This is a genomic window from Rhodospirillaceae bacterium (genome assembly GCA_040219235.1).
Lineage (GTDB): Bacteria > Pseudomonadota > Alphaproteobacteria > Rhodospirillales > Rhodospirillaceae > WLXB01.
The window spans coordinates 60,967-73,126 of record JAVJSV010000016.1 but is presented as its reverse complement, the minus strand read 5'-3'; the positions used below and the strand labels follow the sequence as shown (position 1 = coordinate 73,126).

Annotated in this window: 11 protein-coding genes; all 11 read right to left on the bottom strand. The window is 50.6% G+C overall.

The window, feature by feature from the left end; all coding sequences use genetic code 11:
* Positions 1-6 precede the first annotated feature (6 nt).
* Positions 7-843, bottom strand: coding sequence for a bifunctional hydroxymethylpyrimidine kinase/phosphomethylpyrimidine kinase (gene thiD, locus RIC29_14905; protein MEQ8736214.1), 837 nt, complete (start codon positions 841-843; stop codon positions 7-9).
* A 24-nt stretch (positions 844-867) separates the two neighbouring features.
* Complete coding sequence (gene glmM, locus RIC29_14900; GenBank protein MEQ8736213.1) at positions 868-2,235, bottom strand: phosphoglucosamine mutase; 1,368 nt, start codon at positions 2,233-2,235, stop codon at positions 868-870.
* A gap of 92 nt (positions 2,236-2,327) precedes the next feature.
* A complete protein-coding gene (gene folP, locus RIC29_14895) occupies positions 2,328-3,125 on the bottom strand; it encodes a dihydropteroate synthase (protein ID MEQ8736212.1) in 798 nt (265 codons plus the stop codon).
* A gap of 326 nt (positions 3,126-3,451) precedes the next feature.
* On the bottom strand, positions 3,452-5,389 hold the full coding sequence (gene ftsH, locus RIC29_14890) for an ATP-dependent zinc metalloprotease FtsH (GenBank protein ID MEQ8736211.1): 1,938 nt from the start codon (positions 5,387-5,389) through the stop codon (positions 3,452-3,454).
* Between the two features lie 206 nt (positions 5,390-5,595).
* A complete protein-coding gene (tilS, locus tag RIC29_14885; GenBank protein ID MEQ8736210.1) occupies positions 5,596-6,636 on the bottom strand; it encodes a tRNA lysidine(34) synthetase TilS in 1,041 nt (346 codons plus the stop codon).
* Positions 6,637-6,639: 3 nt separating this feature from the next.
* Positions 6,640-7,947 carry a tol-pal system protein YbgF gene (gene ybgF, locus RIC29_14880; protein MEQ8736209.1) on the bottom strand — a complete coding sequence of 436 codons (1,308 nt, stop codon included), beginning with the start codon at positions 7,945-7,947 and terminating at the stop codon, positions 6,640-6,642.
* A gap of 139 nt (positions 7,948-8,086) precedes the next feature.
* Positions 8,087-8,587, bottom strand: coding sequence for a peptidoglycan-associated lipoprotein Pal (pal, locus tag RIC29_14875; GenBank protein MEQ8736208.1), 501 nt, complete (start codon positions 8,585-8,587; stop codon positions 8,087-8,089).
* A 190-nt stretch (positions 8,588-8,777) separates the two neighbouring features.
* Complete coding sequence (gene tolB / locus RIC29_14870; protein MEQ8736207.1) at positions 8,778-10,112, bottom strand: Tol-Pal system beta propeller repeat protein TolB; 1,335 nt, start codon at positions 10,110-10,112, stop codon at positions 8,778-8,780.
* A 41-nt stretch (positions 10,113-10,153) separates the two neighbouring features.
* The gene (locus tag RIC29_14865; protein ID MEQ8736206.1) at positions 10,154-10,975 is read right to left on the bottom strand and encodes a cell envelope integrity protein TolA; all 822 of its coding nucleotides are present in this window, start codon (positions 10,973-10,975) and stop codon (positions 10,154-10,156) included.
* Between the two features lie 11 nt (positions 10,976-10,986).
* Entirely contained in the window at positions 10,987-11,427 is a 441-nt protein-coding gene (locus tag RIC29_14860; GenBank protein MEQ8736205.1) for a biopolymer transporter ExbD, read from the bottom strand.
* A gap of 2 nt (positions 11,428-11,429) precedes the next feature.
* The gene (tolQ, locus tag RIC29_14855; GenBank protein ID MEQ8736204.1) at positions 11,430-12,155 is read right to left on the bottom strand and encodes a protein TolQ; all 726 of its coding nucleotides are present in this window, start codon (positions 12,153-12,155) and stop codon (positions 11,430-11,432) included.
* Positions 12,156-12,160 lie beyond the last annotated feature (5 nt).

Genomic DNA, 12,160 nt, shown 5'->3' with positions numbered 1-12,160 from the left:
ATTCAGTTAAGCCTGCAAGCCATTGGCGGTCCAGGACTCTTGAACCGTATGGGCGTGATTTAGTGGGCCGTGACCACGCCCTAACCCGGGCGCACTCTTGATCGCATCAAACACATACTTTCGAGCACGGGTGACCGCGTCATAAAGACTAAGCCCTTGGGCCAGTCCGGTCGCGATCGCCGATGCAAGTGTACATCCAGTTCCGTGCGTAGATGTGGTTGTTATTCTTGGTCCTTCAAATCTATGGACCTGATCGCTATCAATTAGAATATCTACAAGAGAATCTCCCTCAAGGTGCCCGCCTTTCAACAAAACTGCTTGCGCGCCTAAAGAAACAAGATCTGGGATTGCGTCTTCCATATCGGATAGCGTCTTGATACGTCGCCCGGTCAAGACTTCTGCCTCTGGTAAATTAGGTGTGACAACTGCAGCGCCTGCTAGCAGTTTGTTTTTTAGAAAATCAATCGCGTCAGCATCACTCAAATGATGCCCACCTTTGGCAACCATAACCGGATCAACAACGCGCGGTATAATTTTTCCATAATCTGTCAACACCTTGGCTACGACGCCAACAATTTCTGCGCTGGCAAGCATACCCGTTTTGATCACGTCAGCGCCAATATCCGCCAAGACCGAAGTAATCTGTTGTCCAATAAAATTGGACGGCACCGTATGAACGCTGTGCACCCCTGTTGTATCTTGATTCGTCACGGCTGTTATCGCTGTTGCTGCATAACCACCTAATGCCGTCACAGTTTTAATGTCAGCTTGTATTCCAGCTCCGCCAGAAGAGTCTGAGCCTGCCACAATAAGTATGCGACCCAAATTGGGACTAATAGACATATCTTCGCACCTGCAGCTTGCCCACTATACAGCAGCCTTTTTGATGATGGATACTAAAGTATCCACAACGGCGTTCACTTTTGCCGAGTCATCCCCTTCGGCCATAACCCTTACCAAAGGTTCAGTGCCTGATTGCCGAATTAAAATTCTCCCCGAGCCAGCAATTTCGCTTTCCGCATCAGCGATAGCACTCTTAACATCGGAATGATCAAGAGCACGCTCTGCTGTGGACCGGTCTTGCATGCGGATATTTTTCAAAATCTGGGGCACCGGTTGAAAGGATGATAACATTTCGCTGGCTGGTTTTTCACTTTCAACCAGGGCCGCAAGCAATTGGAGTCCGGCCATCAAACCGTCCCCAGTAGTTGCATGACGGCCCAGAATAACATGACCTGACTGCTCTCCGCCCAGATTAAACCCCCCTTCTTCCATCCGAGCAGAAACGTAGCGGTCTCCGACTTGTGTACGCTCAAGAGTTAACCCAAGAGTTTGAAGGTATCTCTCTAGTCCCAAATTACTCATAACAGTAGCAACAACGGAATTACCTGTAAGTTCACCAGATACCTGCCACCGTTTAGCGATTGCAGCTAAGATTTGATCGCCATCTACAACGACACCCTTCTCATCACATACGACGATGCGATCAGCATCACCGTCTAGCGCCATTCCAAAATCAGCATGATTTGCTTTGACTTGCTCTGCCATCAGGTGCGGGTGCAAGGATCCGCTGTCTTTGTTGATATTAAAACCGTCGGGATCAACACCAAGCGTTACAACATCTGCACCCAGTTCCCACAAAACTGCAGGAGCAACTTTATAGGCTGCACCATGACCGCAATCGACCACAATCTTGAGACCATCGAGTCTCAAACTCCTTGGAAAGGTGTTTTTGACAAATTCAATATAACGAACAGCTCCAGTCCCGTTATCGAGGCGCCGTGCACGACCAAGCTTAGAAGACTCAACACGTAAGTCATCTGTACCTCTGGCCATTAAGTCTTCGATACCCTCTTCTATCTCGTCTGACAGCTTGAAACCATCTGGCCCAAAAATCTTAATACCGTTGTCTTCGTACGCGTTATGAGATGCAGAGAGCATTACACCTAAGTCACACCTTAAAGACCGCGTCAGCATTGCAATGCCAGGCGTAGGTATTGGACCAACCAAAACAACGTCCATACCCACAGATGTAAAGCCCGCCGTTAGGGCCGGCTCCAGCATATAACCAGACAGCCTGGTATCTTTTCCAATAACAACGGTATGTCTATGCTGACCACGTAGAAACGTGTGACCAGCCGCCATTCCAAGCTTCAATGCCATTTCTGCGGTCATCGGGGCCGTATTCGCAGTGCCACGTATCCCGTCTGTTCCGAATAGGCGCGTCATTGCCATAGTGCCCCAACCACTTAACTCTTCAGATTGTCGATATTAATTCAGGTCAAGTAAATGACCTAGGCCCTCGTGTGAATCAAGCCACAAGGGCTTTATCTGCCCTGAACGGCATTTAACATAAGAATAGCTTGGTGTGTTTCAGCGACATCGTGAACACGAATGATCTGTGCCCCTTGGCGTACGCCATCCAAAGCAACGGCGAGTGACCCAGGTAGTCGCGCTTTTGGGTTATCTACACCCGACACTCTACCAATGAAACTCTTCCGGGATGCACCAAGCAGAATCGGACATCCCACCCCATGGAGAATTGATAAGTATTTCAACAAATCCAAGTTGTGGTCTTCAGTTTTACCGAAACCAATCCCAGGATCGATACAGATTTTTCTTCGGTCTATCCCAGCATCGATACATGTTTGAACACGTGCTTCTAAGTAGTCAAAGACATCCATAGGTGCCCAGGTGTATGTGGGCTTATCCTGCATTGTCTTTGGCGCACCCTGCATATGCATCAGGACCACACAGCACTTTTTCCGTCGCACCAAGCCGAGCGCGGCGGAGTCTCCTGTAAGAGCTGTCACATCATTAACGATCTTTGCGCCTGCCTCTATTGCAGCAGCCATGGTAGGCGCATGGCGCGTATCAATCGAAACCGTGAATCCGCGTGATGAAAGAGCTCTGACAACCGGTAGAACGCGCTGCTGCTCAGTCTCCGGCGATACTTGCGTGGCACCCGGTCGAGTTGACTCACCACCAACGTCTAGTATGTCCGCTCCTGCTTCTGCTAAATATATGCCATGAGCGATTGCACGTTCTACTGTGTCATGGTCGCCGCCGTCAGAAAAACTGTCAGGAGTAACATTCACAACGCCCATAATTTTAGGAACGTTCAAGTCTAAGTCTGTATAAGGAGGTCTTTCGGACGAAAAGAAATCTAACAAGGTTGATAGCCGAGACTTTACCTCACCATGCAGAACCTGGCGCCATGGCTCAAACGCAGCGACGGAAGCACCATACCTAGTAAGGAGCCCCTCTTGGTCAGTAATCACCTCAACGGCTGCAAATGCTTGCGATACACCAAGAAATGGTAGGGCGTACCCCCCCTTAACCAAGTACCTCGCCAATGGGCCAGAAACCAGTCCGCTGGGAATACAATAAATGGACAGGCCCCGCTCATTTCTGAGCGAGGCCGGATTTGGCAGCCCACTTTTAAACGCGATCACGTATTGGGTTGGGGTTCCGGTTCAGGGCTTATGCCACCGGAATCTGACTCTTCGTCACTACCATCCGTTGTGGGTACAGATGTTCTGCGCCCTGGAGGACGAGGGCGCGTTGTCGGTTTGTCCGACTTATCAATGTCCTCTCCACGAAGTAAAGCGTCGATCTCAGCGCGCGAGAGTGTCTCGTACTCGAGCAAACCTTTAGCAATAACTTCGAGATCGTCCTTGCGTTCTTCAAGTATCTGGCGGGCCTTTTTCTCACCCTCTTCCACAAAGCGCCGCACTTCTTGGTCGATCAGTTCAGCAGTGGCGTCTGACACATTTTTCTGTTGGGACACAGAGTGACCCAAAAACACTTCTTCTTGATCCGCATTATAACGCAGTGGACCCAGCTTATCTGAGAACCCGAACTCGGTCACCATACGACGCGCAATGTCCGTCGCACGTTTCAGATCATCTGATGCGCCCGTGGTAACTCGCTCAATACCAAAAATCATTTCTTCAGCGACCCGACCACCAAAGAGACTTGCGATCATGGCCTTCAGTTCCATTTGTGACTGACTATATTTGTCTCGCTCTGGCAAAAACATAGTGAGACCAAGGGCTCTACCGCGCGGAATAATCGTCACTTTATGCAGCGGCTCATGCCCTTCAGCATGCATCATAATCAATGCGTGTCCGGCCTCATGATAAGCGGTGAGCTTTTTCTCATCCTCAGTCATGACCATGGACCGCCGTTCAGCGCCCATCATCACTTTATCTTTGGCCTCTTCGAATTCTAACATCGTGATCACACGCTTGGCTTTTCGAGCGGCCAACAGCGCAGCTTCATTCACGAGGTTCGCCAGATCCGCGCCGGAGAAGCCAGGAGACCCACGAGCAATCACCTTCAAATCCACGTCGGGAGAAATTGGTGTCTTGCGGGTATGTACCTTTAGAATTTTTTCGCGACCCAAGATGTCGGGGTTCGGCACAACAACTTGACGATCAAAACGACCGGGGCGCAACAAAGCCGGGTCAAGAACATCCGGACGGTTTGTTGCTGCAATTAGGATCACACCTTCATTGGCCTCAAACCCATCCATCTCAACCAGCAACTGGTTGAGGGTTTGCTCTCGTTCATCATTGCCACCGCCAAGACCAGCACCGCGATGCCGGCCGACAGCATCAATTTCATCAATAAAGATAATGCAAGGTGCATTTTTCTTGCCCTGCTCGAACATGTCGCGCACCCGGCTAGCGCCGACGCCAACAAACATTTCGACAAAATCTGAACCCGATATCGTAAAGAATGGAACGTTTGCTTCACCCGCAATTGAGCGCGCCAACAATGTTTTACCTGTCCCAGGAGGCCCCACAAGCAGAACACCCTTGGGTATTTTTCCGCCCAAACGTTGGAATTTGCCCGGATCACGCAAGAACTCGACGACTTCTTCGAGTTCCTGTTTAGCTTCATCAATACCTGCGACGTCTTCAAATGTCACACGTCCTTGCTTCTCAGTCAGAAGCTTGGCGCGAGATTTGCCAAAACCCATGGCCTTGCCGCCGCCACCCTGCATCTGACGCATAAAAAAGATCCAGACCCCGATCAGCAACAACATCGGGAACCAAGATATTAAAATACTCCACAATGTCGTTTCACCGTCCGTAGCAGGAACAGCTTTGATGTCTACACCATTTGAACGCAACGCAGGCACCAGCGTCGGATCATTTGGCGCATATGTGCGAAACTGCACACCCTCACGCGTCTTTCCGGTAATGTTGTCGCCTTGAATGGTGACACTTGTCACCTCGTTGCCTTCGACTGAGGCCATAAATTCAGTGAAGGAGACTTCACGACTTTGATTACGGGTTGTTGGAGCCTGGAATAGATTGAATAGCGCTACAATCAAAACAAGGATTACGACCCAAAGGACAAGGTTTTTACTGATGTTCACGTCTAACCCTTCTCTAAACTTTACGTGTAGCTTTTTATCATGCCGTTCCGCGTTCACCAGCAAGTAACCGCAGGTCTAACCTTAATTAAATAGGGTTCGAACCCATGAACGCAAGGTGGCAATTGCGCCTCATATAAATGTCTTAAGTGTCCATATATAAAACAGAGCCTTAGGCGATGATGAATTTAGAATTTTTATCAATAATATCAATAAGTTCTGTTTTCTTTAGTAATTAGTAGGCGTGCGCCTTTTCGGCGGATCTGACAACCATTTAAAGTTCTGTCTGACCAGTGATTAGTCTCGAGAGACTGATAGACGCTCTCCAAGCTGTCAAAACGAGGGGGATAATCCGAACCGGCAACACGAACCAGAAGCCGAGAGAGGCATCTCAAACCCACTTCCTGAGGTGCTTGAAGAAGTAAATCCACATCAAGATCTACAAAATCGATTTCCATCTTATTCACGGCATGATCTATGAGCGCTTCAACAGACACATCAATCGCAACCTTTGCGCGCTGCATATGGCCTACAGTTTTCAGCAGTCGGTCTGTTGTCAGTCCTTCTCCTCTGAGTTCTGATAACAACTTTCGAATGCGCACACGTGCGAACATTGTGTCCGTGTTGCTTGAATCTGTCACCCAGTCCTGTTTGAAGTATTCGCACGTCGCAATCAACGACGCTTTCGAAACACTGAGCAGCGGTCTCAAGACCCTTATGCCATTTCGCTCTATTTCGCTGGCGATTGATGCTAAGCCATCCACACCAGACCCGCGGATTAACCGATACAAAAAGGTCTCTGCTTGGTCATCCGCATGATGCGCGGTTAGCAAAGCAAGAGCACCATTTCCCCTGCACCATTTAAACATTGTAGCGAATCTCCCGGCACGCGCAGCAGCCTGAGGGCTCCGATCAAAAAGCTTAACTTTTTGCCCTTCCTCCCAGACAAGCGTCTCATGTGCCATCCCAATCTCAGAGAGCCATCCCTTAACTTTCTGAGCTTCAGCCGCTGCTTCTGGCCTGAGTTGGTGGTCAACTGTTAAGCCTACGACCGTGAGGTTATTCGTTTTTGCCCAATCGTGAACGAGGTGGCACAGCGCCATACTATCGGGCCCTCCCGAAACAGCGACCGCAAGTCTCACTCCGGCATCCAAGCCCTGATAGTGCGCCATGAGCCCGGCAAAAGACTCAGACGTGAGAGCACCCTCGTCATCGGCGGTTTCTGAGGAATTGAGTTCAGCCAGCACCATAGCTTAACTGCACTTTAACCGAGCCCTCTCGGTCTGCGCGCGCCGACGGATTGTGTCGCTGGCTGATGGGTATTCCGTTGCCAATCTTGTCAGTGCCGTACAGGCACCATCAGTCTGGCCCAGACGCGCCATAGACAGGCCAAGTTTCAGAAGGTTGTCAGGCCCCTTAGAACTGGTCGGATACGTCTGGTATCCTGATAAGAACTCTACAGCCGCCTGCTCGAAATCGCCTCTGACATAATAGGTTTCACCTAACCAATACTGGGCATTTCCGGCAAGGGCATCTGTGCTGTGTGCTTCAAGAAATAGACGAAGGGCGCGTTCTGCACTGGCATAGTCAGCCTGCCGCAGGATATCAAAAGCATAATCATATTGCTGCTGGGGTGTACCGTTCGGCAATGCAATAAATGCCGTGTTTGCGCTTGATGCTGTTCCTATTCTTGCCGCTGACACCGGACCAGGTGAGGGTGCCGCTTGCATGGCTGGTGGCGCTTGAAACGCCTGCGGAGCTGGCTGGCTAATGGGCGCGCTTGTGGAACCAGGCGCAGCAGGCAGTGGAGTGCCTTCTTCATCGGTTCTGAGAACGCCAAACGTATTACCCTGATTAATTGGTCCTGGCTGAACTGGTGCCCTAAAAGTACCTCCACTCTCCAAGTCGCTAACACCTGAAGACGTCACAGTGGCTTGCCCGGCTGGCCGTTGCAATTGCAATTGAGGCTGGGCTTGAACTGGCGTGGACATCGGCATGTTCATATCTGGTTCGATACGTCCTTCTGGGCGAGCTTCAGACTGAGCAAAGTTGTTTTCAGCCATACCCCCGAATTGCGCTGAAGGAGTCACATTGGATTGATCTTGAACCAATGCTCCTGCTTCACCTGGCGCATTAGCAACTGCAGAAGAAATACCAGCAGCCTGCTCCAATACGGCCAAGCGATAAGACACATCACTCGATAGTCTTTGCAGTTCAGACCTCAGCCTAGAAATCTCGAAGCGTGCCTCTTCCACCTGACCTGTCATCGTTTCGACTAAGCGTTCAAGTTGCAGCACACGAACCTGCAATCGGCTGGCCACGTCGGTCGGCATCTGTTGCGCGTCTGTGCCTGTTTGTTGCGGCGAAAGCGGCATTTGGACCGAGGAGCCCCCCTGTCCTTGGAGGGCGGAGAGCTGTCGTTCAAGCTGCTCAACCCGTTCACTCAAAACACGAACATCAAGCGGGGACTGAGCATGCGTGGTGGTGGCCAACATCGAGGTCAAACAAGTGACGGCCAAAAGGTTCGTTAATGATGTAAAATTTAACAACAGACGTGACATAGCGCGGCAATCTTCCAGAAAAGAGTATGTTGGATATCGCGAATGCAAGGCGGAAATAAGGCAAACGGCGGCTCCTGCTATGCAGAGAGCCGCCGTTTTAATTACGCAACAACTCAGAAGTGAGTTGAAGTGCTAACCGCTATTGTACGACAGACACACCGCGTCGGTTACGATTCCAGCAGTCTTCACTGGACGCAACACACACAGGGCGTTCTTTGCCATAAGAAATCGTACGAACTCTGCTTGGTGTCACACCAAGAGAGACGAGGTAATCCTTAACAGCATTTGCACGGCGCTCACCAAGACCGAGGTTGTACTCGCGGGTGCCACGCTCGTCACAGTGCCCTTCAATAACGATCGAACGTGAAGGGTTTTGACTCAACCATGACGCTTGACCCCGAAGAGTGGCTTGCGCTGCACTGTTCAGATCGTATTGGTCGAGGCCAAAGTAAACTCCATTGCCAACCACTTGGTTGAAGTACTCAGCAGAATCCATAGCTGGGCCGGATGGTGCTGCCGGAGCAGCAGGAGCTGGCTGGGTGCTTCCCATTGAGTCGGAACCCATGTCATCCTTTGGATCGGATGCACAGGCAGCCAAAAGAGCGATAGCGGCGACGGCGCTAGTGAAACGGACCATCATTTTATTTCTTCCCTTCGGTCACAAGAATGACGTAAATATGCACAAAATGGCGACTTTTAACACCTATTTTCTTAGGTGTTCGGTAGGACTTTTATCAGTTGTTCACTAGGACGCAAGTGATTCCATTAAGTCCACACTTAACAAAGACACGTTAAAGCTCAAAAAGGTCCCCTTTTTTCACCCTTGTTCACTAAGGAATCAAGGGTGACCACGCCGGATCTGAAGCATCTTGAGGTGTTAACATCTCTCTTTGGTTGTACCCGGTCAAGTCAATTGAATAAAGCCGAGTGCGTCCGCCAGAACCGTCTGCACGGGTCGGTGACTGCGCATAATACATTAAAACCCGGCCATTTGGGGCCCATGTGGGAGACTCCATAAGGAAGCCCTGAGCCAACAAACGCTCGTTTTCACCATTGGGCTCCATAACCCCAATATAGAAGTTACCACCACTCATACGTGTAAAGGCAATGAGGTCACCTCTGGGCGACCAGACCGGTGTTGCGTAGCGGCCACTCCCAAAGCTAATTCTACGCGCTTCTGATCCATCTGAGTTCATCACGTAGATTTGTTGGCTTCCACCGCGATCCGAGTTGAATGTTAACTGCTTACCATCCGGGGCATAGGAGGAAGAGGTGTCGATCGCAGGGTGATTGGTCAACCTCAATGTTCGACGAGTTCTGAGATCCATCTCATAGATTTCTGAATTGCCATCGGCGGCCATGGAAAAAGTTACTTTATTACCATCTGGTGAAAACCGCGGCGCATAGGTCATGCCCGGGAAGTCCCCCAGCAGCTCTTGGCGTCCCGTATCAATGTTAAAGAGATAGACACGGGGAACATTGCGAAAATACGAGAGATACGTGATTTCTTGCGCTGTCGGCGAGAAACGCGGGGTCAAAACAAGCGCAGACCCGTCGGTGAGAAAGCGGTGTCCTGCCCCATCTTGATCCATAATCGCGAGCCGTTTGACACGTGCCGTACCCGGCCCACTCTCTGACACGTAGACAACGCGCGTATCAAAATAACCGGTTTCGCCGGTAATCTGAGTGTAAATAGCATCAGCAATAATGTGCGAAACGCGCCGCCAATTCTCTGGTTGGGTAACATAGGCCTGCCCAATCATCTGTTGTCCGCCGAAAACATCCCATAAGCGGAAAGCAACCCGAACCTGACCATTGGGCTGTGTTTCTATCTCGCCTTGCACCAAGGCTTGGGCATTCAGTGCGCGCCAATCCGCAAAACGCGGCTGCACATCTAGCGAGGGTAAGGCTTGAATAAAGGCATCCCGATCAATCGGGTTAAAAAGACCTGATCGCTCTAAGTCATTAGAAATGACAGAACTCACATCTTGCCCAATGCTCGCGGCGGCGTCACCGTTTCCAGAGAAGAGCGCGACCGCAATCGGCATGGGCTCGACACGTCCCCGCGTGATATCGATCTGAACCTGGGCTTGTGCTGTGGCAGCAGTTAAAAGCGCTGCAAACGCTGTTGCCAATGAAAGCCAGCTTATACGCACACCAAACATCCTTCTTTTGCCTTCATCATAGCACCATCAAGAAACTGAGTTTAATTGAGGCGACCCTGTGGAGAAAATGTAAAAACGATTTCTTTAAATATTTCGTATCTTTGTGGCGAGATTGGGATATTGCTACAACTCAATACAGCAGCTCTCGCGCTGTCCGCGAATGTTCTAAATGGCGGATCTGAAAAATACCGAGCTGTGTCTTCTATAACAGCCTGGCGCACACTGCCATCAGGCTGAATTGAAACTTTGATATCCGCTGTCAAGTCCTGAAGTCCCTCTTTACCAGGGTCAATCCGCCAGCAATTTTCAATATGCGCACGTATAGCATCACGCTCACTCAGAGTAGCTCTATCTGCATTCAGCAAGGTTCTGACACGGTCATCAGGTTCAGCTTGGCTTGGCTCTTGAGGAGGCGTCGGCCTTTTTGAAACTTCCTGCTCTAAATTCTTCACCAGACTTACGAGTTGATCAAAAGAGTCCTCTTTTTTAGGAGGCTTAGGCTTGCGGGGTGGAGCATTGACCTTAGGTACGGGAGGTGCTTCAGCAACTTGCTTGGGCTCAGACTCAGGCGCAGGAGCTTCCGGCGGCGGTGGTGGCGCAGGAGCAGGTTCGGGCTCTGGCGGTGTTGCGGGCGCAGGAGCAGGTTCCGGTTCTGGGGGTGCCGGAGCGGGCTTAGGTTCAGGCTCGGGTTCTGGCTTTGGCTTCGGTGGTGGCGCTGCCGTCACCTCAGCAATTTCAACCAGCTCAACAACAATAGTATCATCTACCGCAATCTTTTCGCGCTCGAAAAACGGTAGTCCAACCACCGTGACCAAAATCACGAAGCCATGCAGCACCGTCGAAAGTAAGAAGCTTTTTCTCACAGTTGTGTTGCCTAACGGGCTTTCGGTGGATCGGTAACCAACGCCGCATTCCTCAACCCGGCTTGATAAATCTCTGACATCACGTCCATAACGGTGCCATAGGCAAGTGACTTGTCCGCACGAACATAAATACGAACGTCAGGATTTGCCTCAGTGACCGCTTTCAGGCGTGCGCCTAAATTTTTCAATTCGACTGGCGTGCTTTGCAACGTCACACCATCCTTATTTATGCTCACAGTCAGGGCTTGATTGTCTTGAGGTAAATTTGGCGTTTTTGCTTCCGGCAGATCAACATCAACTCCAGTGGTCAAAAGCGGCGCAGCGACTATAAAAATGACCAGCAACACCAGCATAACATCGACCATGGGAGTCACGTTAATCTCAGCCATTGGCCGATAGGGCTTGCGACGCGAGCCGCCGCCACCTTCGCTGGGCTGTACAAACATACCCATATCTAACTGCGCTCCTCAAGTTGCCGGGACAAAATCGCTCCGAATTCTCCAGCAAAGTTTTCGAGGCGCAAGGCATAGCGATTCATATCCGATGAAATGGAGTTGTATGCAATGACCGCTGGAATAGCGGCGACCAGCCCAAGCGCTGTCGCAAAAAGGGCTTCCGCAATGCCGGGTGCAACTGTCGCCAGACTCGTGTCGCTTGAAGCACCAATCGCACTAAACGTATTCATGATCCCCCAAACGGTTCCGAACAATCCAACAAAAGGTGCAACCGCCCCCGTTGACGCTAAAAACGTCATTCGGCGTTGCAATTGGTCCATCTCCCGTTCCAAGCTGATCCGCATAACACGGTCAATCCGCTGTCCCAGAACACCAATGTTCTCTTGCTTACTTTCACGACCTTTGGAAGGCGAGCGACGCCACTCCCGCATAGCCGCAACAAAAATTGATGACATAGGATCGGGCGGGCGTGGCCCAACACGGTCATATAATTCCTCTAATGAACTGCCGGACCAGAATTTTTCTTCAAAGCGCTCTGCACGTTTTGTCAAAGACCGAAGCCTTAGAGCTTTATCGAAAATAATCGCCCAACTCCAAAGAGATGCCGCAGCCAAAAATAGCATCACTGACTTCACCACAAAGTCCGCTTGCAGAAATAGGCCCCAAAGAGAGAAGTCTAGTTGTGTAGCAACTTCCCCAACGGCACCGACTGTTTCAACATCCATACCCA

Coding starts and splice junctions, on each gene's coding strand:
- thiD (MEQ8736214.1), bottom strand. CDS start 843: ATGTCTATTAGTCCCAATTTGGGTCGCATACTTATTGTGGCAGGCTCA.
- glmM (MEQ8736213.1), bottom strand. CDS start 2,235: ATGGCAATGACGCGCCTATTCGGAACAGACGGGATACGTGGCACTGCG.
- tilS (MEQ8736210.1), bottom strand. CDS start 6,636: ATGGTGCTGGCTGAACTCAATTCCTCAGAAACCGCCGATGACGAGGGT.
- ybgF (MEQ8736209.1), bottom strand. CDS start 7,947: ATGTCACGTCTGTTGTTAAATTTTACATCATTAACGAACCTTTTGGCC.
- pal (MEQ8736208.1), bottom strand. CDS start 8,587: ATGATGGTCCGTTTCACTAGCGCCGTCGCCGCTATCGCTCTTTTGGCT.
- tolB (MEQ8736207.1), bottom strand. CDS start 10,112: ATGTTTGGTGTGCGTATAAGCTGGCTTTCATTGGCAACAGCGTTTGCA.
- RIC29_14860 (MEQ8736205.1), bottom strand. CDS start 11,427: ATGGGTATGTTTGTACAGCCCAGCGAAGGTGGCGGCGGCTCGCGTCGC.
- tolQ (MEQ8736204.1), bottom strand. CDS start 12,155: ATGGATGTTGAAACAGTCGGTGCCGTTGGGGAAGTTGCTACACAACTA.